The organism is Streptomyces sp. NBC_01717, assembly GCF_036248255.1.
Lineage (GTDB): Bacteria > Actinomycetota > Actinomycetes > Streptomycetales > Streptomycetaceae > Streptomyces.
On sequence record NZ_CP109178.1, the window covers coordinates 4,537,758 to 4,560,102 of the forward strand.

The following is a 22,345-nucleotide window of genomic DNA, read 5'->3' on the forward strand; positions in this document are numbered from 1 at the left end:
ACCACCCGCACCACAGAAATGACCCCCGGCGCCGCGGCACCGGGGGTCATCCACTTTCCACTGCGGCTTCCGCCTCAGGCGTCGAGAACCTGCCCACTGCGCCGCACGACAGGCTTTTCCACACTCCACGGGAAGTTGATCCAGCGATCGGTCTTCTTCCACACGTACTCGCACTTCACGAGCGAGTGCGACTTCTCGTAGATGACCGCGCTGCGCACCTCGGCGACGTGATCGATGCAGAAATCGCGCACCAGCTTCAGCGTCTTGCCCGTATCGGCGACATCATCGGCGATCAGGACCTTCTTGTCCGAGAAATCAATGACATTCGGAACGGGCGCCAGCATGACCGGCATCTCCAGCGTCGTCCCGACCCCGGTGTAGAACTCCACATTCACCAGGTGGATGTTCTTGCAGTCCAGCGCATACGCCAGCCCGCCCGCGACGAAAACCCCGCCCCGGGCGATGCTGAGCACCACATCCGGCTCGTACCCGTCGTCGGCGACGGTCTGCGCGAGCTCCCGCACGGCATGACCGAACGCCTCGTACGTCAGGTTCTCTCGTACGTCATTCATGGTCCGGCATCACACCTGAGTCCGATGGAAGTTCATGAACGAACGCGAGGCCGTCGGCCCACGCTGCCCTTGGTAGCGCGACCCGTACCGCTCCGAGCCGTACGGGAACTCCGACGGAGAACTCAGCCGGAACATGCACAGCTGGCCGATCTTCATTCCCGGCCACAGCTTGATCGGCAGCGTCGCGAGATTCGACAGCTCCAGGGTCACATGCCCGGAGAACCCGGGGTCGATGAACCCGGCCGTCGAATGCGTCACCAGCCCGAGCCGGCCGAGCGAGCTCTTGCCCTCCAGCCGCGACGCAAGATCGTCGGGCAGCGAGATGACCTCGTACGTCGAGGCGAGCACGAATTCGCCGGGATGCAGGATGAACGCCTCGTCCCCGTCCGGCTCGACCGTACGGGTCAGGTCCGCCTGCTCGACGGCTGGGTCGATATGCGGATAGCGGTGGTTCTCGAACACCCGGAAGTAGCGGTCGAGCCGCACGTCGATGCTCGAGGGCTGCACCATCGACGGATCGAACGGATCAATGCGGACCCGCCCGGCGTCGATCTCGGCCCGGATGTCCTTGTCTGAGAGAAGCACGTCCCGAGGATACGCAGAGCGCGCGGGCCCGCCCCAACCGGACCGCCCCGCGCGCTCTGGCACAACCGTCTGCCGACGCCTCTACCGCTCCTCGAACACCACAGGAACGGCATGCCGCAACCGGGCACAACGCGGACAGCGGATAAGCCTCCCGGGACCGATCCGACCGGACCCGAGCTGCTGCAGCGGGAACGAAGCGGTAGCGAAAATGTGCCCTTCGGCACAGCGGACGACGGTGCGCTCCATGGAGTCCATCAAGTCCCTTCCCCAACAAGCCTTGGACGAGAAAGCCACATTAGGGGATGAACAGGACGCCGCTCCAGGCGGCACTCCGACCACGTACGCTACGCCCCAACTCCCGCCCCCGGCAGCCGCATCCACACCTCGGACACAACACCCAGGCCCCCGGCTCACGCACCGGGGGCCTGCCATGGGGTACAGTGTGCGACGATGAGCGTTGATCAACCAGCGCTCCGCGCGGGTGTAGTTTAATGGTAGAACATGAGCTTCCCAAGCTCAGAGCGCGAGTTCGATTCTCGTCACCCGCTCCACGACGAAGGCCCAGGTCAGCGACCTGGGCCTTGCTTGTTGTCTGGACCACCCTCAGCCCGCCGTGCCCTTCGCGTGCCCCAAGTCGCCCAAACTCACAGCCGAAGGGGCGGATAGCGGACCGGCTCAAACGGCAACAACTCTCGGCATCTCGGATTCCGAGACCCACTTGACGTGACCTGCATCACTCTGAATGAGTGTGGGTGGGCATCACTTATGCGAAGTGACGGTGCAGAAGGGTCTACTCCCTTGACCCACCCTCTTCCCCGGAGCTCGCTTGGACATCGAGGGCGTACGGGTGGACGTACCTGCCTTCGTTGAAGGGGGTGAACCAGCTCTTGATGCTCATAGGTGCGATGCCCATATGCGCGAGTGCCGGGTCCTCATCAATGCCGTCCGTCGCGTCGTCGTACAGCCACTCGTGGTCCATGTCCTCGTAGACCTGGTCGGCGAAACAGTCGAGCGCTGATGACGTCCCCGAGTCCAGAAGGCCGTACATGTCGAGCGTGCTCTTGGCCTGTCCCAGGAGAAACCTGAGCGAGAGTTCCTCTGCCACACAGCTGAGCTGCTGGAATGACCCGTTGGTAAAGCGGGTGGTCAAAGCGATCGCGGTCACGAGGAAGCGGCGCGCGAAGGCGGCGTTGTACTGCAGTGCGTAGCGGTCGGGCAGCTCTTCCAGGAGCCAGAACGGGCGCTCGCTCTCGGCGACGGTTGTCCGGTGCTGAGCGAGGGTCTGCAGGTCCTGGAACAGTTCGTCCACGAGCAGATGAGTGCCGTGTACCAGCGCTCCTGCGGCGAGTCCGGCGTCCTCCGCCGAAACGCCGAAGTCGAACGCATCCTCCTCGGCTTCTTCCCTGTCCTCCTCGCCGGCGACTCCGAACATCTCGGGACCGAAGGACTTCAGTCCGCCCGCCATAGAGCGGAGCGTGATGCGCATAGCCGCGCTCTCAGCCGCCTGATCCGCCTCGATCCAGGACTCGGAATCCGATCCTGCGACCGGCTGAGTGTGACGGGCTCTGCGGGACGCCGGATCGTCAGGTGGTGCATCAGGACCGTCTGCCGCATCAAGGCTCTCCTTCGCCAACTCGGGGTGTAATTCGACCTCGCACCGGTCGACGGTCCACTCGGACAGCAGATCCGAACGCTCAAGAAGCTCGCCCACAACGGATCGGACAGCGTCCTCGGCGAACTCCAATGAGGGAGCGTCAACGAAGACCTTGAGCAGTGCCCCGCCGGGGTACACCGCCACGATGGAGTCGAGGAGATCCGCCTCCATGTCGTCCGGGCCTTCAATGCCGTCGATCGACGCAAAGCCCAGCTCAAGTAGGGATACAGCGCCAGCACGTTGCAGAGCATCCATCTCCTGAGCGCCAGCGGGGATCCGGATGTCTACAGTCACGACATGAGTCACGCGAGCCAGAGTGGCAGGGCAGCACCACCGCGCGAGGGAAAACAGTCTCTTTGACGGGTTGGGGCAGTCCATCACCTGGCCTGCCCCAACCCGGTGGTGCGGCTACGCCTCGTGGGCCCTTTTGCGTTCGGCCGCCCGACGGCGTTGGGTACGCACCCGCTCGTCCATCCCTGTAGCCACCTCACGCTGCCGCTCGTCGTCGGAGTGCTGATAGATCAGCGCCGCCTTCTCCGAGGACTGGCCTGCGCGGACCATCGTGTCCTTGAGCGTGGCACCCGACTGGGTGGACAGGGTGTGGCCGGTATGGCGGAGGTCGTAGAAGCGGAAGTCCTTCGGCAGGCCGACCTTGGCCCGCGCCCTGCGCCACTTGCGACCGAATGTGGACCGCCGGAAAGGGGCGCCCTTCTCGCCTACGAACAGGAGCCCGTTGGCCTCCTTCTCGGCGTACCAGTCCAGGTGGCGCTTCACCTCGATGTGCAGGAAGGCCGGGAGGAAGACGGTGCGCCTGCCAGCGGTCGACTTCGTGTCGCCTTCGACCCGACGGCCGGTGGTCAGCTCGGGTGCTGCGTCACTGATCTTGACCGCGAGGGGTTCGAGCGTGACGTCGGGCCGTCGCAGGGCCGCCTGCTCCTCTGGGCGCATCGGGCCGTAGGCACCGAAGTACACCATCAGCCGCCACCTCGGCCCCATGGCATCAGCGAGGGCGTCGACCTGTTCGACGGTGGCCGTCGGGCGTTCCTTAGCCTTCTCGCTGCCGGCGCCCCTGATCCGGCAGGGATTGCGGCGGATCAGCTCGTCGTCGGTGGCCGTCTCCATGATGGCCTTGAGGAGACGGTAAGACTTGGCGACGGTCGTCGTGCCGGTCGCCTCCAGTCGCTCGGCCCGCCAGGTGCGCACGCCGGGCGGCGTGATGCCGTCCAGGTTCATGGAGCCGAACGCAGGCAGGAGGTGTAGCCGCAGGAGCCTGCGGTACAGCTCCTCCGTAGTGGCGGAGAGTCCGCGCTCCTCGATCCACTTCACCGCGTACGTCTCGAAGTTGACCGCACCGGCGTCGGGGTCCACCCAGTGCTTGCGCTCAATGTCGGCCTGGGTGAGGGTGAGCCAGGTCTGCGCTTCGGTCTTGGCCGCGAACGTCTCCGGAGCGGCCCGTCGACTGCCGTCCGGGGCCCAATAGCGCACCTGCCACCGGCCGGAGGAGAGCTGGCGTACGGAGCCGAATTCGCGCCGCCGCTGCGGCTTGCGGCCTGCCATCAGGCTGCCTTCCCGTAGCGGGCTCGCGCCTCACTCGTAGTCAGGACCGTCCGCTCCTCGATGTAGGCAGCCAGGGCGTTCCCCGGGATGCGGACGGGCTTGCCGAGCTTCACGTAGCGAATGCGGCGCTCCTGGATGAGACGCCGGATGAAGCGGACGCCTGTTCCGAGGCGCTGGGCGGCCTCCTCCACGGTTAGGAGGCGGTCAGCCGTGTGTGTCACCTCCTTCGCGGCACGCGCAGTCTGTGCGGAGGCATGAGATATCGCCGGTCGGCGCAAGGGAAGTCCTCTCCTGGCAGTCAGGGGCGCGGCAACGCCGGTCTGCCGAGGTCGGTCGAAAGGGATGGCGATTGTGCTGACCCGTTCCTGGGGGCTTGCGTGCCCAGGGGGTCGGAGCTGGGCTACGCCTCTGGGGCGGAGCCGTGCTGGTCGGTGTTGGGATGTTCGCCGGGCGGGGCCCCGTAAGCCTGCAGCAGGTGGCTGCTGGCCGCTTCGGCCATGGCGTTGGAGACCATCACATCGGCCTCTTCACGGATGTCGGGGTGCTCGGCGAGGTAGGCGTCGAGGGCGTCGCGCGCCCGCGTGAAGGCGGCGTTGGCGCGCTGCGTCTGGCGGTACGCGTCGACGACGTCGTCGATGAGTTCCATGGCGCGGGCCATGGCCGCGAGCCGGGGAGGGCCGACCATGTTGCGCAGCGAGACGCCGAAGACCTCGGCGAACCCGATCGCTTCGTCCACGTTGATACGGCGCTTGCGGTTCTCGATGCGCCAGACCGCGGACGGGTTCATCTCGAACCCGGCCTCGTTCATGCGGTCGGACAGGGAGTTGGTGCTCCAGCCGCGCGCTTCGCGTTCCAGCTTGATCCGTACCGCGACGTTCTCCTCGCCGCTGAGCAGGACCCCTTGGGGGGAGCCTTCGTCAGCCATACCCACCTCCTTCCGTACGTAGTACGTCGCTGCCATTTGCAACGAGATCAACAGTAGCATGCTTCTGCGAGATGCAGAACACTTCTGCAATCAGCAATTCATGTGGCAAAGTGGTGGTGCCAGCCACAGCAGACCCAAGGAGTCGTACGGCCGCTCAAGCGCACGAAAAAGCCCCCCGGCACAGCCGGGGGGCCAAGCGCAAACCTCTCAACCGCCATCCCTAGCGATCAACCTGCGAGGCCGGGATTGCCGTCCCATGTGGCCCGCAAGCAGAGGAGCTCGATGCCCAGTATGGACGAAGTCACCCCGAACACGCCATCCCTCTCCGCCACGCCCGTCGTGTGGCCGGCCGTTGCCATACCCGGCCAACCGGCCGAGCCCGTGTCCTCCACGCCGCCGTCCGCGCAGCCGCCCGCAGACGAGCCCGAACCCGCCCCGGCCTCCGAGGGAGAACAGGTCTTGGCAGACCTACGGGCGCAGTTCCGGCGGTACGTCGTGCTGCCGGGCGAGGAAGCCGTCACCGCCGTGACGCTGTGGGTGGCGGCCACCCACCTGCAGACGGCGTGGCAGCACGCCCCACGCCTCGCGGTCGTCGGACCGGCCAAACGGTGCGGCAAATCGCGGCTCCTGGACGTGATCACCGAAACCGTCCACGACCCGCTCATCACGGTCAACGCCTCCGCCGCCGCGGTCTTCCGGTCGATCACCGAGGCCCCGCCCACTCTGCTGGTCGACGAGGCCGACACCCTCTTCGGCTCGGCGAAGGTCGCGGAGAAGAACGAGGAGATGCGCGGCCTGCTCAACGCCGGACACCAGCGCAACCGGCCCACCCTGCGGGTCTCGGGCCCCAACCACGAGGTCTCGAAGTTCCCCACCTTCGCCATGGCCGCCCTCGCGGGCATCGGCGACCTGCCCGACACGATCATGGACCGGTCGGTCGTCATCCGGATGCGCCGCCGCAGGCCGGGCGAGAAGGTCGCGGAGTTCCGCACTGTCCGGGACACGCCCGAGCTGCACGCACTGCGCGACCGGCTCGTGGCCTGGCTGGCCCCGCTCCACGCCGAGGCGATGGACCTGACACCGAGCATGCCGGTCGAGGACCGGGCCGCCGACACCTGGGAGCCGCTGGTCGCCGTCGCCGACCTCGCCGGCGGCCAGTGGCCCGACCTCGCGCGCGCCGCCTGCCAGGCGATGACGAAGCACGAGGTCGAGCAGGACCAGGACAACGGCGGCCTGAGCATCCGCCTCCTGGCCGACATCCGCCGCGCCTTCGCCGCTGAGGGCAACCTCTCCGCGATCCGCACCGGCCGCCTCCTCGACATCCTGAATCAGGACGACGAGTCGCCCTGGCCTGGGTACACCGACAAGGGCCTGACCCCGCGCGGGCTGCAGATCCTGCTGAAGCACTACGGCATCAGCGCGGCCAACCGCCGCTTCCCCGGCAACGTCCAAGCCCGGGGGTTCACCCGCCTGCAGTTCGCCGACGCCTGGGCGCGCTACTGCCCCGAGCCGGACTCCACGACCGGCGCCTGACCCGACACGACCCGTCGCGACCCGTACCCGCGCAGGTCAGCGCGGTTACGGGTCACCGGCCCGCAACGAGTCGACTCGACATCACCGCCGCTCCCGTACCTGCTCTGACCAGGCACGCAACGAGTCGCGACGAGTCTCCCCGACCACGGCCACATCAGCCGCCTCCGCACCCCTGGAGCACCACCTTTGCCCTCACCCACCACCGTCATCGCCCCACCCGCTGCCCCGGCGCCACTGGCCGCCGCAATCCGCACGGGTGTGGCGCTGCTGGCCGTGGCAGCCTTCGCGCTCTCCTACGACGCCCTGCGCCAAATGGCTGTCGCCAGCCACATCCACCGGGCTCTCACCTACGCCTTCCCCCTCGTCATCGACGGCTTCATCGCCATCGGGATCGGCGCCCTGCTCATCCTGCGGACCGCACCGCTGCCCGCTCGCCTCTATGTCTCGGCGCTGGTCGGCATCGCCACCGCCACGAGCATCTGGGCCAACGTCCTGCATGCCATCCGCCTCAACCAGCAAGCCGGCCACGCCGGACTTGCCCTCGACGACGTCACCGTCGGCGTCATTTCCGCCATCGCCCCACTCGCCCTGGCCGGATCCGTCCACCTCTACCTCCTCGTCGCCCGGCGCCCGACCACTCCCGAAAGCCACAACAGCAAGGGCCACAGCGCCAACAACGGCCACAAACCCGCTGAGGTAAACAAGGACAGTGCCAACGCCGCGGCGGGACCGACCACGAAGCAAGTGGCGGAAGCCACGCACCAGCCCGGTAAGCCACGAGGTCAACAGCCAAGCGTCTCCCTGGAGCAGGCCATCGACATCGGTCGCACAGCCCCCCTCGGGCGGGCCGGCCGCGTCTCGCGCCGCAACGTCGAGAAGGCGATCCGGGACAAGGGTTTCGGCATCTCCCGGAGCCGCCTGGATGAGGTCAAGAACCTGCTGCAGGCCGAACTCGACGAGGCCACCACGGGCACCAACTGAACCCCGCAGCCCACGTCATCCCAGCCCGCCGCTCCCGCGAATCAGCACGGGAGGGGCGGGCCCTCACCCCACTACTGCTTGCAGGATTCCCCATGCATGACCTCGACCACGAACTCGCCTCAACACAGGAGCAGATGCCCTTCACCCCAGCCCCGGACGGAGCAAGCTGTAGCGCTGGACCGTCCAAGGGCCGGTCCAGCGCGCTTGCCCCCGCCCCAGGGGTGGCGGAGGAGGTCCTGCGCCAGGGGGCGCCCGACCAGGAACTGGTGGCCGAGGGCGGCCACCAGCGGGACAAGCTCACAGCCAGGCAGGGCCGTCGACGCCCCCGCCAGCCCCGCCAGCGCGTAAAACGCCTGACCTTCCGCGCCAGCGAGGCCGAAGAAGCCGAGATCCAGGCCGCCGCCGACGCAAAGGGGGTCTCCAAAGCCCGGTTCATAGCTCAGGCGGTCCACGCACAACTCCGCGGCCGGAACGGACTCGACCAGGACGAGGCCCTCGACCGGCTCGAAGCTGCCCGCGTCGACCTGGCCCGTGTCGGCAACAACATCAATCAGATGGCGCGGATCCTGAACTCCGGCGGCGACGTCATCCATCTCGCCCGCGCCACCAATGAGGTCGGCGAGGCGGCAGCCATGGTGAAGGCTGCCGCCCGGAAGCTGGTGAGCTGAACTCCTTGGTCCCCGACATCAATCCGCCCGGCGGCCGGACGATCGGCCTGCTCAAGTACCTCTACCGAACCAGCGACATCGAAGCCCACATCGACCCGCACATCGTCGCCGCCTACGACCCCTTCATCGCCGATCCCGGCCGCGATCCGAGCGCCACGTTCACCGAACTCGCCGCCGATCTGGACCAGTGGGTCGACGCCCTGAAGTACAAGGCGCCGGCCAAGCATGTCTGGCACTGTTCGGTGCGCACCGCGGACACCGACCGCATCCTGAGCGACGAGGAATGGGCCACCGTCGCACGCCGCATCGTCAACGCCACTGGCATCGCCCCCGAAGGCGACGAGCAAGCATGCCGCTGGATCGCCGTCCGGCACGCTCCCGATCACATCCATCTCGTCGCCACCCTCGTACGCGCCGACCGCACCCAGCCACGCCGCCACAAGGACGCCACTCGCGCCCAGGCGGAATGCCGGGAGATCGAAAGGGAATTCGGCCTGCGACAACTGAAGAAGGGCGACGGCACCGCCGCCAAACGCCCCACCAGTGCCGAGCGCCGCAAAGCCGAACGCCTCGGTCAGGAGGCCACCTCGCGTGAACTGCTGCGAGAGCACGTCCACCGCGCCCTCGCCGGCGCCGCTGACGAGACCGAGTTCTTCGACCGCCTGGCCGCCGAAGGCGTACGCATCAAGAAGCGCGTCGCGCCATCCGGTGACCTGCTCGGTTACGCCATCGCGATCGTCGGCGATCGCAACGCCGACCAGGAACCCATCTGGTACTCCGGCTCGAAACTCGCACCAGACCTGTCCCTGCCCAAGATCCGTGAGCGATTCAAGGCCAACGGGAACGCCCCCGAGCCCCCGGCCCTCATGGAACGATTCGGCGAATCCGCCCCAGGCCGCGCCCGCCGTTTCGCCGCCGAAGCCGTCGATACGGCACTCACCGCGCTCGCCTCCCCCGACGACGAGGCCGTGGCTGCCCACCTCGTCGGGGTGGGCGAAGTCCTCGACGCCCTCACCCAAACCACCCTGGGCCGTCCACATAAGGAACTCCAAGACGCCGCACGGACCTTCGAGCACGCAGTGCGCTCCCACATTCGCGGCGAGCAGACCCAGATGTACGCCCTGCGACGGGCTGCCCGCCAGATCGTCCACTCCGGCCCTGCCCTCGGACGCGGCGCAGATGGCGCCACCACCGCTCTGGTCCTGGACCTTCTGATCCTCACCGTCATCGCCGCCGGACACTGGCACGCCGCCCACCATCACGGCCAACAAGCCGAAGCCGCACGCCGAACCGCCATGCACCTGCGCACGGCGTACCGGGCTGCTGCTGCAGACCCGTTGGCCGACATGCGCGCTTACGGCGAAAGGCTCACCGCCCGCACGCAGCAGCATCACGCCCAAGCGTTCCGCTCTGCACTGCCCAAGCTGGCCGACCGCGTCCAGGTCGAGGCCGGTTGGCCCGCCCTGACGGCCGTACTCGACCAGGCACAGCGCGCCGGCCACGACACCACAGCCCTCCTGCGTAAGGTCTCGGCGCAGCGGGAGCTCTACAGCGCAGACTCTGTCAGCGAGGTGCTTGTCTGGCGCCTGTACCGGCTGGACCTCGTACCCGCCAAGATGCCCACCGCTGCACCAGCAAACCAGCGCACGGCGGCACAGGACCTGCACACCGTCCCTCCGGCCACTCTCGCGAGTACACACGGTGCGCGCTCTCGCCAGCGTTGAGCACAACGCCGGCGTCTATGACGTGACGCCGATCGGCAGCCCGTTCGCCTGACCCTCATCAGGCGAACGGACATCGATCAGCCGAGCAGACGGGCAACCTGCTTTCGCAGGGGTGCTTCGAGCTCCAGGTTGTTTCCGCGCTCCATGCCCTGAGGTACTCGCTGGCCACGACCAGTTGGGCGAAGTGCCCCGCGGTCGACTCCAGCATGGGCTTGAACTCGTGAAAGACGCGGTCGGCGACGGCAGGGGAGGTGAGGCTGGAGATGTAGAGAGTGGCTTCGTCGTACCCGGCCGGAGCCAGCCCCCACCGCTCCCAATCCAGGATGCAGAGTTCGGGACCGGCCAGATTCGACCACTGGATGTCGGCGTGTGCCGTGCTCCACTCCATGACCTCGGTGCTGACGTCCGCGCCGAGGAACTGGGGCACTACGCAGCTCGTGGACACAAGCGAGATCGCGTCCAGCGCATCACGCAGTGCTGCCCACCAGATAGCTACTCATCGCTCGCGCCCTCCTGGAGCCGCTCGCGGTAGAGGCTGACGAAGCGTCTCGTCAGCCGGCCGAGGTCACGCATGTACTCGTAGGCGGCGAATTGGGAAGTGGCAGCCGTGGGCCGGGCGTTCAGCTCCAACAGGCGGTATGCATCCCTGTCCGCACGGCCGCTCCGCGCGCTCCTTCGACGCACGATAAGGCACGTCCGCGCGCTGGGCCCGCAGCCGCTGTGCCCGTCCCGAAGGTTCTCGACTTCGGCACCATTTCCGCTGAAGGGGCCACACGCATTCCAGTTGAGGAAAATCACTGATGCGGGAGAATTGTCGGCTCTCTATTCCGTTCCGGCAGTGGTCGCCGCAGGTGACGTTGTTCCTGCAAACCGGCGAGGACTTGGCCGAGGAGCAGTGGGGGCGCCTGGCCGCGCGCGGCATCGCGGTGGTCGACGGCGAGGTGACCGGTCTGGTCCTGGTGGAGGACCGGCTGGCCGGGGTCCGGCTGGCCTCGGGCAAGCAGGTGCCGGTGGAGGCGCTTACGGTCGCTCCGCGGATGGTGGCGTGCGGCGAGGTGCTCTCCGGCCTCGGGCTGGGCACGGTGGAGCATCCCATGGGGGTGGGGGCGTACATGGCGTCGGATGCGAGCGGGCTGACGGAGGTGGCCGGGGTGTGGGTGGCGGGCAACGTCACCGACTTGATGGGCGGCCTCGCGGCCGCGCAGGCGGCCGGTGTGCAGGCCGCCGCGGCGATCAACGCGGATCTGGTGGACGCGGGCACCGACGCTGCCGTGGCCCGCCGCAGGTCAGCCGCCTCCGGGGGCGTTTTCGGCGTGGCCGGTGAGGCCGAGGTCTGCGCGCGGGTCCTGGGCGAGCGGCGTCATGGTCTCGACTCACTGCTGCGCTCCGAAGGGCCCGCGCAGCCGTAGCGGCGGACCGACGGCGCTCGCGTTCGGGGTCAGTTGGGGCGGGCATGCAAGTGGGCACGCTCGCCCTGCTGTCCGAAGATGACGAGGAGTTCCACCGGCTGGTCGTCGGCGGGACCGAGCCAGCGCGGTACGTGGGGGTCGAACACCGCCACCTCGCCGGGTGCCAGGACAAGAGCACGGTCGCCGAGCAGGAGAGGCAGGCGGCCGTTGAGGACGTAGACCCGCTCATAGCCCTCGTGGGTCTTCAGTCCGGGCTCGTCGGCGCTGGGGTACCGCGGTGATGACGTGGGTGGAGTCCGTGCCAGTGCGGCCAGCAGCAGGTCCAAGGCCCTTCTCCTCCAGGCCGTGCGCGACCGCCCAGGAGCGGAACTCCGACAGCACCGTGTGGTCGAAGCCCGGGTCGGCCAGCTCCAGTCCGAGGACGTATTTCCCCAGGTTGGCCCACACTTCCTCGGCGGCCTGCCGGTCGGTGAGGTTCTCGGTCTGCTGCAGCACGGTGACCAGCACGAGGCGTCCCGGGGACCAGCCCGGCCTGCCCCGCTGTCCGAACCCGGCCGCGAACTCGGCATCGGCGAACAGCTCCCCGAGCTGGTCACGGACCCCCATCGGCAGCGGGACCTCCCGCTTACCCGAGTACATCGCCCGGATCGCCGCGGCGATCTCCGGTGCCGGCTCCGGCCAGGGCTGCGGCTGCACCGACACCACACACTCCATCCTGCCGACAGACGTCACCGGCCTGCCGCAAGATCACATTCCACGCGTCGCCTGACGAGCACTCACCGAGCCCAGGAATTGACCACCAGGATCGAACAGCCGTGGCGTGGTCAGGCTGGAGTTGCCGAGCGGTGTGAAGCGCCGCGGTGTCATCCGTTGTCCTTCGTCACGCTCATGTCCTGGGTGCCGACAACGGAGAGCAGTCGGAGCGCGTTATGGGAGGAGCTGCCGCGTTCGGCGGTGAAGCAGACGAGGCGTTGGTCGCGCAGGGGAACGGCGAGGGTGTCGCAGTTGAGCTGCAGCGTGCCGACCACGGGGTGCTGCATGGTTTTGTGGTGGTGGGCGCCGCTTTCGACGTGATGGTGGTCCCACAGCTCGGCGAACTCGGCGCTGCGCCTGTGCAGCGTGTCGACCATGGTGCCGATCTGCGGGTCGTTGGGGTAGCGGCCGGCGGCGGCGCGTAGCTGGCCGACCGCCAGCTGGCTGAACTCCTCGGCACCGGTCATGCCGTAGTGGCGGTCGGCGGGATCGGGGTGGAGGAAATGACGGTAGATGAGGTTGCGCCGGGCCGGGGGCACAGCGGAGAAGTCCTCGAAGAGCGCGGTGGCGAGCGAGTTCCATGCGATTACGTCGTAGCGGGCATTGACGACGAACGCAGCGATTTCGGTCATGTGCTCCAGCAGGTTCAGCACCGTCGCCGGAACGTCCGAGCGCGGTCCATCCGGCGACTCCGGTGCGACGCCGGCAAGTTCGAAGAGGTGGACACGTTCGTCCGTGCTGAGGCGCAGGGCGCGGGCCAGTTCGCTCAGGACCCGTCGGGAGGGGCTGGATCCGCGTGCCTGTTCCAGACGTGCGTAGTACTCGACGGAGATGTGCGCGAGCCGGGCCACCTCTTCGCGGCGCAGCCCGGGTGTGCGCCGGGCGGTGCCGGCCGGCAGGCCGACGTCGTGGGGTTGCAGCCGCTCCCGCATGGTTCGCAGGAATGCGGCCAGGTCAATGCGGTCCATGTAGCCCAGTATCGTCTTCGCCGCGAACGTTGCCAGGTACAGACTGGGCGTGGATGATCCGGACGTCGGCGGCTGGACCTGATGGCGGTCGATCCACGGCACGCCCCGGGGGCGCCGGCGTGCCGGTCGTCCCGAGGCGTGCTGTGGCTTCGTCGGCGCGTTACGGATGGATCTGCGCGCCGTGGCCGAGGTCGAGGCGGATCGAGTCCCGTACGACGAGAGAGCTGCCGGCCGTGAACACTCCGCCGCGGCCAACACGCCGGTGTACTTCGCGATGACCGGTGCGGCGGCGTAGTCGGTCACGGCGTCTACGGAACCGCGGAGGTCGTTCTGGTGGTCTCAGCCGACGGTGAGGGCGTCCTTGTGGGCGCTCAGCCAGTCGCGGAAGGTCTGCAGACCCGGGTGCAGGTTCCGGACGAGGTTCAGGTCGCGGGCGCCGGTGAAGGCCTCGGCGGCCTCGGTGTAGTACTGGAACATGTTGCCGATCTCCACGGCGGCGGGAATGCCCAGTGCCCGGAACTGGTCGTGGGTGAGCGGCTGGTAGGCCACCGGCTCGCCGTACAGCTCAGCGAACGCAGAGGCCAGCTGCTCGCCGGTCAGATGCTCACCGGCGATACTGACCGTCTCCCCGATGAACTCCTCACCACGGGCGAAGATCGCCAGTGCGACCCTGCCGATGTCTTCGGCGGCGATCCCGGCCAGCGCGCGGTCGCCCATCGGCAGGCTCAGCACCAGGTGGCCGGAGTCGTCGCGGCTGGGGGCGAAGCCCTGCAGGAACGCCTCCCAGTAAAAGGTGGTGCGCAGCAACGTCGTCGGCACGCCGAGGTCGACGAAGAACCGGTCCGCCTCAGCCTTGGCATCGAAGTGCGGAACGGTGTAGGACCCCTCGAGTACGGGCACCCGCGCGTCGGAGACCGGGAGGTGGGCGCGGGTGTCCTCCAGCGTCGACCAGATGACATGCCGCAGCCCGGCGCCCTTCGCGGCCCGCGCCGCATTGCCGGCCTGGGCCAGCTCCGTCTCGGCGGACATGCCCTCCCAGTAGTTCGTCACCACGTACGCGCCGTACGCGCCGTCGAACGCCCGGCGCAGGCTCGCCTCGTCGCCGAGGTCGGCCTCGACCACCTCGGCGCCGCTGTCGGCCAGTGCACGAGCCTTGTCCGACCTCGCGTCGCGGGTGATCGCGCGGACCGCGAACGGCCCGTCCTGGTCGGCCAGGATGGCGCGCGCCAGTCCGCCGCCCTGGGCGCCCGTGGCCCCGACCACCGCAATGATCTTCTTCTCGGACACTTTCCATCACTCCATGTCGTGTTGATACGACGGACACTTCTGCCCTGTCACGGCTCGATTGTTGGTTGCGCACCAGAGGGCCAACCAGGCACGGATTGGGCGAGGCTCATCGCAAACTGATCAGTACGCCGTGCCCGGCGGTCGTGGCGCTGCTGCGCGCTGCTGCCGCCCACAGGTGCTTGTTCGACGGCACGGCGGGGTCAGGCTTCTCGCTTCGACCCGTACCTGAAGCGGGGTCAAAGATGTGCAGAGGTCGCGGCACGCACAGGGGCGCGAGTGCGCTGTTGCGACGGGGGTCGGCGGACGAGGTGAAAAGGGCCCGGCCGTCGGAGTCTCGGCGCCGTGAGGCGTTGCGTCCGGGTGAAGGCGGGCTGGGGCCCCCGGTTACTCGTCGCCGACCCGTGGAGTCACACGGTGACGCCCCGCGTCACCGCGTCACCGCGTCACCGCGACGGCGGGACGTCCTGGCGGCGCTGGGACCCGGGGTGTCGATTCGGCCGCATGATCCTCTCACCGAATCGCGCCATGGTCGCCCGGGGTACGACTCTGGGAACCAGGGCGACGAGCTTCCACGGATATCCGATGACCACATGCGGACGATTTCTCTCCAGCGCCCGCAAGGTGTCGCGGACAACGCCTTCTGGTGGCCGCTTGGGCCCCATGCGTGCCTCGTCGTCGTTCCCGAGGACCTGAAAATATTCGGTGTCGGTGGCGGACGGGCAGCAGGCCACTATGCGGATGCCGCGGGCGCGGTACTCGGCCCACAGCGATTCACTGAACGCCTCTACGAACGCCTTTGAAGCGGCATAGACCGCTTGAAACGGCACAGCCTGAAATGCGGCGACAGAGGAAACATTGATGACGGCGCCGCCGCCTTCTGTGAGCATTCCAGGCAGGTAGTGATGGGTGAGATCGACAACCGCGGCGGCGTTCACCATCACCATGGCATGTTCGCGGTCGGGGTCGATTGTGTCGAATGGGCCGTAGGTGGCGAAGCCGGCGTTATTGACAAGGATGTCGATGTGCAGGCCAAGCTTTTCTGTGGCGGCGTGAACGGCGGCCGGGGCCGTGGGCAGACTCAGATCGGCGACGACGACGTGCGCCGGGCGCGCGTAACGGTTCTCTATTTCAGCGGCGAGTTCCGTGAGGCGCTGCTCGCGTCGCGCGACCAGGACGACCTGGCAACCGCGCGCTGCGAGTTCTCGCGTGAAGGCGGCTCCTATACCTGAGGAGGCTCCGGTGACGAGGGCAGTGCGCCCTTTGAAGTCCATGCAAAGGCCTATCTGCTAAATGAAGGAATGCGCCTCGCCGAAGCGAAGCGGCTCAGTTGGGGATGACTGTCGGGGCACGGTGCCCATGCCGGTCTCCCCGATGGGGAGGTTCGGGTGCGAGTCGCCTTGAACCCCGCCACGTCGAGAGGACGCCCTGCCACACGCTCGGCCTGCCAGGCGGCGTGCGACACCAGGAAGCAGCCACCGTGGGGCGAGCCTCGAAGAGCGGGGCCCGCATCGGGCTGTTGAAGGCAGGAAGGGAGCCCGTGCCGCTCGCGGACCAGCGCACGCGCCTCGATCTCCCGCCCCATGGCAACTCCCGTCCGAACTCCGCCGACCTACGGATCCCCCCAGGGCCGCCGTCGTGCACAGGCTGCGGTCTGGGAGTGTCCGAGGGCTTTGAAATCGTGCCTTCCTTGTCCCAGGGGGATGCCGATTGGCATCTGCCGACGATCTGGTGCAAATCTCACAGCGAGAGCAAGATCTTCAGCGGTCTCCTAGGCCTGCTCGACGATCTCGGCGATGATGTCGAAGGGGTGATACTCGGCGAACTTTCTCTGGATCTCGCCCGCACGCTCGCGGTACCGCAGTTCGTTCAGTACCTCGTCGACGGCGGCGCGGACAGCGGTCACCTGTGGGCGGGCGCTGTGCAGGTTGACGCCGGTGCCGGACCACTCCACGCGGGCGGCGACCTCGGGCTTGTCCTCGGTCTCACCGGCGACGACGAGTGGTACGCCGTGGCGCAGCGCGGTCTGGACGCCGCCGTAACCGGCGTTGGTGACCAGGACATCGGCGAGCGGCAGCAGCTGCTCGAAGGGTACGAATCCGGCGAGGTGGACGTTGGCGGGGACCTGGCCGTCCATCTCCGCCCGCACCATGTCGGGGCCGTCGGGGCGTGCGGTGGCAGCGACGACGGTCACGTCCGCATCCGCCAGGGCGCTGAGCGTGGGGACGACGAGTTGGGACAGGTCGTTGTTCTCCACGGTGCCCTGGGTGACGACGACGACCGACCGGCCGGAGGACAAGTCCGCCCACCAGTCGGGGCGTTCGAATTCACTGTCGGGGCCAGCCGGGAAGGGGCCGATGAAGCGGAAGCCGTGCGGCGCGTCGCTGCGCGGGTACTCGAAGGCGGGAACGGTCAGTTGGAGCAGGTGGTCGGGGACCGCGGCCATGGCGTTGAAGAGGGGGCCGGGGAGCGTGACGCCCATCGAGGTGAAGACGCCCTCCACGTACTGTTGCGCATCGGCGAAGATCGCCCCCATCTGGACGCGCATCTCGTTGTAGCGAGCGCGTTCTTCGTCGGTGGTGGGCGGGAGCAGCCCCGGCCCGAAAGGCGCGGTGTCCACACTGTCGAAGGGGGGCGGCGTGATGCCGATGTTCACCAGGAGCGGGCGCTGACCCCGAGGGGCACGCAGGGCCGTCGGCAGCGTCCCGAAGGACGTGAGTTCGCTGATCACCACGGTGGCGGGGAACTCTGCGAGCAGTTCCTGAAGGCGCTTGTCGTGGACCGGCGCGGGGTCGGCGCCGAAGTGCTTGAGGTCGAAGGCTATGCGTTCGAAGGGGGCGAGTTTCTCGCGCTCGACGAAGCCGGCGTCGAAGGCGCCTCTGCCGGGGTCGACCTCCGCGGGGTACGGGACGAAGCGTGCCCCAGTCTTGCGAACCCGGTCTTCGAACTGGACGCCCGTGTAGAAAAGCACCTCGTGGCCGCGTTCGGTCAGGTCGGTCGCGATCGCCGCGAGGGGCACGATATGGCCGAGCAAAGGGCTCGCTGTGACAATGATCTTCGCCATGGTTCCATTTCTGGATATGCCGGACCGCAATCCGGGTGCAACTGATGGGGATACGTATCGGGTTTCAGATGGAACGATCCAGATACACCAAGCATCTTGCCCGCGCCGGGAAGTACTTGCTGCACGGCGTCAAGCGGCGCGGTGCCACCGTTAACCTGCAGGACCGGCGGCTGCGCTGCCAGGCCCAACCTGTACCTGGCAACCGTCGTCGTGTGGTTGTTGGGTGAGCGCGTGATTCGCATCGCCCTCGGCGCCGCTGTGCGTTGCGGGCGTGTGCCCCTGGCACGGCAACCGGCTGATGATGCCCCCGGTCCTGGGGTAGTTCAGCGGAAGCCCGGGAACACCCCAGGACGGCAGCAGACTCCACGGCCGCAACGCGACGTCGACGGCCATGGTGAGCTTGTCGACGAATTCCGGACGGTCGGTGACGCGGTGCTTCCAACCCTCGGCGGCGGTGCAGGACCTCGGCGATCTGCCGCGGCCTCCCGGCATCGGTGGAGACGCTAGGAGCGTGTCTCAGTAACCGGCTACCCGCTGTCGGAGTGCACCCGGATGTGGCTCTGGCAAGATTTTCGTAGCCGGAGATCATCCCGATGTGGGCAGTCGCCCGGTTTGCGGGGTGGGAAGCCTTTGAGTGTGTTCTGTTGAACTGCCAAAGTTGTTACCGCACTTGGCCGGGTTGCTGGTGTTCTCGGTCGATACTTCCGGTCCTGTCGTGGTGATCGAGGCCCGTACGCGCTCCCGTGTTCCAGCACGATGCAGCGGGTGCGGCGTCGTGAGCGACTGGATCCACAGCCGCTATGTCCGGCATCTTGCCGATGCGGCGCTCGGCGGCCGGCCTGTCCGGATCGACCTGTCCGTGCGCCGTCTGTACTGCGAGAACGCGTCCTGCCCGAAGGTGACCTTCGCCGAACAGGTACCGGGGTTGACCGTGCGCTACCAGCGGCGAACGCCACTGCTGCAGCACCTGGTCGAGGCGGTCGGCGTGGTGCTGGCAGGCCGGGGCGGAGCCCGGATGCTGCGCGTCATGAACGTCAGACTCTCGCGCTGCACCGTGCTCGCCCAGCTGATGCGGATGCCACTGCCGCCGCTGGTCACACCCAGAGTGCTGGGGGTGGACGACTTCGCGCTCTACGGCGCCACCTACGGCACCCTCCTGGTCGACGCCACCACCCGTCTCCCGCTCACCCTCTGGGAGGGCAGGGACGCCGAACAGCTCAGCCGATGGCTGCGCGCGCATCCCGGAGTCGAGGTCGCCTGTCGCGACGGATCTCTCACCTACCGGCAAGGGATCGCCGACGGTGCCCCCGACGCCGTCCAGGTCAGCGACCGCTTCCACTTGTGGTAGGGCCTGTCCCGGCGCGTTCAGGAAGTCGCCGCCGCCCACCGCGGCTGCCTGCCAGCCGCACTTCCTGCCCCCGAACAGGCCAGACCTGAGACGCCTTCGACGACAACAGAACCTGGACAGGACGCTCCCGCCGGTCAGCATGCCCGGCGGCTTTTCGAGGCCGTGCACGCGCTGACTGACGCCGGCCGCCCCTACAGCGCCGCGGCCCGCGAACTCGGACTGGACCGCCGCACCGTCCGCAAATACGCCCGGGCCTGCAGCTGGCACGAGGTGATGCGCCGCCCTCCACGCCGCCCATCAACCCTGGATCCCTACCTCGACTACCTGCAGCAACGCTGGGACGAGGGCCAGCACAGCGCCAAGATCCTCCACCAGGAACTCCTCGGCAAGGGCTACCTGGGCCACTACCAGCGCGTGAAAATGGCCCTCGCACCTCTACGACGCGGCCTGCCTCTGGACGAGCCCCGCGAGCGGCCGCCCTCTCCACGAGAAGCCGCACGCTGGATCACCACCAACCCACTCCGGCACGGCCCGCAGACCGCTGAGCGTCTGCGGCGGCTGCTCGAACATTGCCCGGAACTTCAGCGCGCCCACGAACTGATCCGACAGTTCGCCGCCATGCTCGATACGCGCGACGCCACACCGCTGCCCGAGTGGCTCGACCAGCTCACCAACAGCGGACTGGCACCCTTCGCCAGCATCGCCACCGCCCTACGCGAAGACCAGAAAGCGGTCGCCCAGGGAATCACAACCCCGTACAACTCCGGAGTCAACGAAGACCGCATCACCGACGTCAAACTCCAGAAACGCGTCATGGGCGGCCGGGCCAGCGTCCCACTCCTCCGCCACCGAGTCGTACTGATCGCCCACCTACGCCGCCACTACACGGACCAGCGGACCTTGCTCCAAGATGATCTCCGGCTACGAAAATCTTGCCAGAGCCCCGGATGTGCCCAGTCACGTACAGCTGAGCGTGCCCAGGACGCCTGCACTGGATTCAGGTCCGTCGTCTGAACGTGCCGGGGGCTGTCCCGTGCGTGCGCTTGAATGCGTTGGCGAAGGCGAACTCGGAGGCGTAGCCCACCTGGGCGGCGACGGATTTCAATGGTGCGTCCGATGCCCGCAGCAGGCGCGCGTCCGTGGTCATCCGCCACCAGGTCAGGTAGCTGAGGGGTGGTTGGCCGATCAGTGTGGCGAAGCGCCTGGCGAACGGTGCGCGGGAAAGCCCCGCTTCCGCGGCGAGTTTCGCCACTGTCCACGGTGCCGCCGGGGCCCGGTGGATGGCGTGGAGGGCTGCGGTGACCGGCGGGTCGTTGAGCGCGGCGGCCCAGCCGGTGGTGTTGCCCCGGGCGGGCTGTTCGTTGAACCAGATGCGCAGGATGTACAGCAGCAGTGTGTCCAGGAGCGCGGGGACCACCGCGGCCGCGGCTATGGCCGGGCGATCACCGTCGCCGGGGCGGCCGCCCTGCGGGAGATGGGCTCGTCAAGCGTGCGCGTGTGCACGCCGAGCTCCAACGTCGGCGGCGTCGCCACATACAAGGCAGCCGGGTTCGCGGCGAGACCGGAGATCGCCGACCGGATCCGGAAGGTCTGACGTCGGGGTCCCAGACCTTCTCACCATGCGGCAGCACCTCGTACGGCGGCCGTGCGCGGCAGAGCCTGCCACCTCCCGCAGATCTTCGACCCGCACACGAGCAGCCGCTTCCCGTGCCTCCAACAACCCCAGCACCGACGCCATCGCGCACCCCTCACCGAACAAGCGGAACAGAACGTCGGAACTCTCCCTTACCCCGCCCGAAACCATGCCTGACCAGGGAGAATCAAAAGATCACGTTCGGTTGAGATACGTTCTGAGGCCAAGTCAGCCCCAGCCCTGGTCCGGAGCAACTCTCGTACGAGATAGCGGTGTTCCTGACCTGTCACGCATACTCGGGCGATGCCATTTCAGCGTTGACGCGGGGGTAACAGGGCGATGGAACGCGGCGGGAGGATCGCCGACCGGTACGAGCTGGTCAAGCGGCTCGGCAGCGGTGGCATGGGCGAGGTGTGGGCCGGGCGGGACCACGACCTGCATCGCAACGTCGCGCTCAAACTGCTCATCCTCAACCAGGGAACCCATTCTGACCTGCCCAAGCGGTTCGAACGCGAGGCGGTTGCCGCTGCGCAGATCAACCACCCGAACGTAGCTGCCCTCTACGAACGCGGTGTCCAGGGCAACGTGCACTACATCGTTCTGGAGAAGGTCGAGGGCTCCAGCCTCGGCGACGTCATCCTTCACGACGGCCGCCTGGACCCCGCCCGCGCACTAGCCATCGCCGACGGGATCTGTGCAGCGCTGGTCGCCGCACATCGCGCCGGAGTCGTCCACTACGACATCAAGCCCCACAACGTGATGCTCACCGCTGACGGACAGGTCAAGGTGGTCGACTTCGGGATCGCCGGATTCAATCAGACACCCTTGCCCCTGGCACGAACCACCGTGTTGACCCCGGCCGGTACCGCCGAATACGCCGCACCGGAACAGTTCCTGGCCGAGCGCGGCGATGAACGCTCCGACCTGTACGCGCTCGGCGGAGTCCTGTTCGCGATGCTGACCGGCCAACCACCGTTCACCGGGGACGGGTTCATGGAGGTACTCCAGCGCAAGCTGGCCGAGGACGCACCGCGACCCGACACGATCCGCCCCGGTCTTCCGCCCGCTTTGACTGCGCTCGTCAGCGAACTCCTGGATCGCGTCCCCGACCGGCGCCCACAGACGGCACAGCAGGTCCAGACGTACCTCAGCCGCCTCCAGAGGGGCCCAGGAGCTCCAAAAACCTCCGACCGTCCGCCCATCCCGGACGCCGGACCCGGCAGCACGGTCGCCATCAGCCCCGGCGGTCTTCAGTCTCCCCTCGTACAAGCCCTGGCGTCGGTCTCAGGGCCGCTGGAATTCGGCGCTCAACTGCGGGTGCTGCGGCAGCGGGCGGACGGCACGTGGACCGAAACGCGGATGGCCCATGCGGTGTTCTCGTCGGAGTGGCCCTTAGACCCCAACGACCAGGCGAGAGCCGACACCATCGTGGAGCGCTGGTTCAACGGCGCCAGCCTCCCCGCGCGCTGGGCCGCCCTTGAGCGGCTCGTGACCGCCCTCGGTGCCCGTGACGACGAAGTATCGGCCGTCCGTGTCGCATGGATCCGTGTCATCTCGTCCCACCCGGACGTCCCGCTCACGCCCGACGGTTCCCTCGGCCCGACAGCACCCCGCGCCACCCAGCCCGCACCCCAGCCGCCCTCCCGACCGCCTGGCCGTGTCTGGCGATGGTTGCGGTGAGAAACCT

General features: G+C 67.9%; 22 protein-coding genes, 1 tRNA gene and 2 pseudogenes. 10 read left to right on the plus strand and 15 right to left on the minus strand.

The annotated features are described in order from the left end of the window. Positions 1-74 precede the first annotated feature (74 nt). The gene (locus OHB49_RS20505; RefSeq protein WP_267003717.1) at positions 75-572 is read right to left on the minus strand and encodes a phosphoribosyltransferase; all 498 of its coding nucleotides are present in this window, start codon (positions 570-572) and stop codon (positions 75-77) included. Between the two features lie 9 nt (positions 573-581). Further along, the gene (gene dcd / locus OHB49_RS20510; RefSeq protein ID WP_030977663.1) at positions 582-1,157 is read right to left on the minus strand and encodes a dCTP deaminase; all 576 of its coding nucleotides are present in this window, start codon (positions 1,155-1,157) and stop codon (positions 582-584) included. A 477-nt stretch (positions 1,158-1,634) separates the two neighbouring features. On the opposite strand from dcd, the gene OHB49_RS20515 reads away from it, so the two are divergent. Beyond that, positions 1,635-1,708 (plus strand) — tRNA-Gly (locus OHB49_RS20515). 239 nt (positions 1,709-1,947) lie between these two features. On the opposite strand, the gene OHB49_RS20520 is transcribed toward OHB49_RS20515, so the two are convergent. The 4 genes from OHB49_RS20520 to OHB49_RS20535 all read right to left on the minus strand — a co-directional run bounded on the left by OHB49_RS20520 (position 1,948) and on the right by OHB49_RS20535 (position 5,293). Continuing rightward, complete coding sequence (locus tag OHB49_RS20520) at positions 1,948-3,117, minus strand: hypothetical protein (RefSeq protein ID WP_329162013.1); 1,170 nt, start codon at positions 3,115-3,117, stop codon at positions 1,948-1,950. 102 nt (positions 3,118-3,219) lie between these two features. Further along, on the minus strand, positions 3,220-4,368 hold the full coding sequence (locus OHB49_RS20525) for a tyrosine-type recombinase/integrase (protein WP_329162014.1): 1,149 nt from the start codon (positions 4,366-4,368) through the stop codon (positions 3,220-3,222). After that, the gene (locus OHB49_RS20530; protein WP_329162016.1) at positions 4,368-4,589 is read right to left on the minus strand and encodes a helix-turn-helix domain-containing protein; all 222 of its coding nucleotides are present in this window, start codon (positions 4,587-4,589) and stop codon (positions 4,368-4,370) included. The genes OHB49_RS20525 and OHB49_RS20530 overlap by 1 nt, the downstream gene beginning before the upstream one ends. A 179-nt stretch (positions 4,590-4,768) precedes the next feature. Continuing rightward, positions 4,769-5,293: a helix-turn-helix domain-containing protein gene (locus OHB49_RS20535; protein WP_329162018.1), complete on the minus strand. Its 525-nt coding sequence runs from the start codon at positions 5,291-5,293 to the stop codon at positions 4,769-4,771. A gap of 291 nt (positions 5,294-5,584) precedes the next feature. Between OHB49_RS20535 and OHB49_RS20540 the strand changes: the two genes are divergently transcribed. The 4 genes from OHB49_RS20540 to OHB49_RS20555 all read left to right on the plus strand — a co-directional run bounded on the left by OHB49_RS20540 (position 5,585) and on the right by OHB49_RS20555 (position 10,199). Beyond that, positions 5,585-6,826, plus strand: a complete 1,242-nt coding sequence (locus tag OHB49_RS20540) for a DUF3631 domain-containing protein (RefSeq protein WP_329166564.1) — start codon at positions 5,585-5,587, stop codon at positions 6,824-6,826. Between the two features lie 186 nt (positions 6,827-7,012). Further along, the gene (locus OHB49_RS20545; protein ID WP_329162020.1) at positions 7,013-7,807 is read left to right on the plus strand and encodes a DUF2637 domain-containing protein; all 795 of its coding nucleotides are present in this window, start codon (positions 7,013-7,015) and stop codon (positions 7,805-7,807) included. Between the two features lie 92 nt (positions 7,808-7,899). Further along, positions 7,900-8,475 (plus strand): plasmid mobilization protein, encoded by a 576-nt coding sequence (locus OHB49_RS20550; RefSeq protein ID WP_329162022.1) that lies wholly within the window; start codon positions 7,900-7,902, stop codon positions 8,473-8,475. A gap of 5 nt (positions 8,476-8,480) precedes the next feature. Further along, positions 8,481-10,199, plus strand: coding sequence for a relaxase/mobilization nuclease domain-containing protein (locus OHB49_RS20555; protein ID WP_329162024.1), 1,719 nt, complete (start codon positions 8,481-8,483; stop codon positions 10,197-10,199). Between the two features lie 58 nt (positions 10,200-10,257). On the opposite strand, the gene OHB49_RS20560 is transcribed toward OHB49_RS20555, so the two are convergent. Continuing rightward, on the minus strand, positions 10,258-10,626 hold the full coding sequence (locus tag OHB49_RS20560) for a hypothetical protein (RefSeq protein ID WP_329162026.1): 369 nt from the start codon (positions 10,624-10,626) through the stop codon (positions 10,258-10,260). 65 nt (positions 10,627-10,691) lie between these two features. Then, positions 10,692-10,829, minus strand: a complete 138-nt coding sequence (locus OHB49_RS20565; RefSeq protein ID WP_329162027.1) for a hypothetical protein — start codon at positions 10,827-10,829, stop codon at positions 10,692-10,694. A gap of 221 nt (positions 10,830-11,050) precedes the next feature. Here OHB49_RS20565 and OHB49_RS20570 point away from each other — a divergent pair, with 221 nt between their 5' ends. After that, complete coding sequence (locus OHB49_RS20570) at positions 11,051-11,608, plus strand: hypothetical protein (RefSeq protein WP_329162028.1); 558 nt, start codon at positions 11,051-11,053, stop codon at positions 11,606-11,608. 29 nt (positions 11,609-11,637) lie between these two features. Here OHB49_RS20570 and OHB49_RS20575 read toward each other — a convergent pair whose 3' ends face one another. The 6 genes from OHB49_RS20575 to OHB49_RS20600 all read right to left on the minus strand — a co-directional run bounded on the left by OHB49_RS20575 (position 11,638) and on the right by OHB49_RS20600 (position 17,677). Continuing rightward, the gene (locus tag OHB49_RS20575) at positions 11,638-11,934 is read right to left on the minus strand and encodes a cupin domain-containing protein (protein WP_443079545.1); all 297 of its coding nucleotides are present in this window, start codon (positions 11,932-11,934) and stop codon (positions 11,638-11,640) included. Then, positions 11,834-12,310, minus strand: coding sequence for a transposase (locus tag OHB49_RS20580; RefSeq protein ID WP_443079546.1), 477 nt, complete (start codon positions 12,308-12,310; stop codon positions 11,834-11,836). Before OHB49_RS20580 ends, OHB49_RS20575 begins: the two co-directional genes overlap by 101 nt. A gap of 161 nt (positions 12,311-12,471) precedes the next feature. After that, positions 12,472-13,329, minus strand: a complete 858-nt coding sequence (locus OHB49_RS20585) for a helix-turn-helix transcriptional regulator (protein WP_329162030.1) — start codon at positions 13,327-13,329, stop codon at positions 12,472-12,474. Between the two features lie 339 nt (positions 13,330-13,668). Beyond that, on the minus strand, positions 13,669-14,616 hold the full coding sequence (locus tag OHB49_RS20590; protein WP_329162032.1) for an NmrA/HSCARG family protein: 948 nt from the start codon (positions 14,614-14,616) through the stop codon (positions 13,669-13,671). A 443-nt stretch (positions 14,617-15,059) separates the two neighbouring features. Next, positions 15,060-15,887, minus strand: coding sequence for an SDR family NAD(P)-dependent oxidoreductase (locus OHB49_RS20595; protein ID WP_329162034.1), 828 nt, complete (start codon positions 15,885-15,887; stop codon positions 15,060-15,062). Positions 15,888-16,384: 497 nt separating this feature from the next. Next, positions 16,385-17,677 (minus strand): glycosyltransferase, encoded by a 1,293-nt coding sequence (locus OHB49_RS20600; RefSeq protein WP_329162036.1) that lies wholly within the window; start codon positions 17,675-17,677, stop codon positions 16,385-16,387. A gap of 718 nt (positions 17,678-18,395) precedes the next feature. On the opposite strand from OHB49_RS20600, the gene OHB49_RS20605 reads away from it, so the two are divergent. Beyond that, positions 18,396-19,025 carry a transposase gene (locus OHB49_RS20605; protein ID WP_329166566.1) on the plus strand — a complete coding sequence of 210 codons (630 nt, stop codon included), beginning with the start codon at positions 18,396-18,398 and terminating at the stop codon, positions 19,023-19,025. 162 nt (positions 19,026-19,187) lie between these two features. Further along, positions 19,188-20,039 carry a transposase gene (locus tag OHB49_RS20610; RefSeq protein WP_329162038.1) on the plus strand — a complete coding sequence of 284 codons (852 nt, stop codon included), beginning with the start codon at positions 19,188-19,190 and terminating at the stop codon, positions 20,037-20,039. Here OHB49_RS20610 and OHB49_RS20615 read toward each other — a convergent pair. Next, a pseudogene (locus OHB49_RS20615) lies at positions 20,023-20,445 on the minus strand (helix-turn-helix transcriptional regulator); the annotation flags it as partial. The gene OHB49_RS20610 and the pseudogene OHB49_RS20615 overlap by 17 nt on opposite strands. On the opposite strand from OHB49_RS20615, the pseudogene OHB49_RS20620 reads away from it, so the two are divergent. After that, positions 20,437-20,619 (plus strand): annotated as a pseudogene (locus OHB49_RS20620) (GNAT family N-acetyltransferase); the annotation flags it as partial. The pseudogenes OHB49_RS20615 and OHB49_RS20620 overlap by 9 nt on opposite strands. Positions 20,620-20,997: 378 nt before the next feature. Continuing rightward, on the plus strand, positions 20,998-22,338 hold the full coding sequence (locus OHB49_RS20625) for a serine/threonine-protein kinase (RefSeq protein ID WP_329162040.1): 1,341 nt from the start codon (positions 20,998-21,000) through the stop codon (positions 22,336-22,338). The last annotated feature ends 7 nt before the right edge of the window (positions 22,339-22,345 follow it).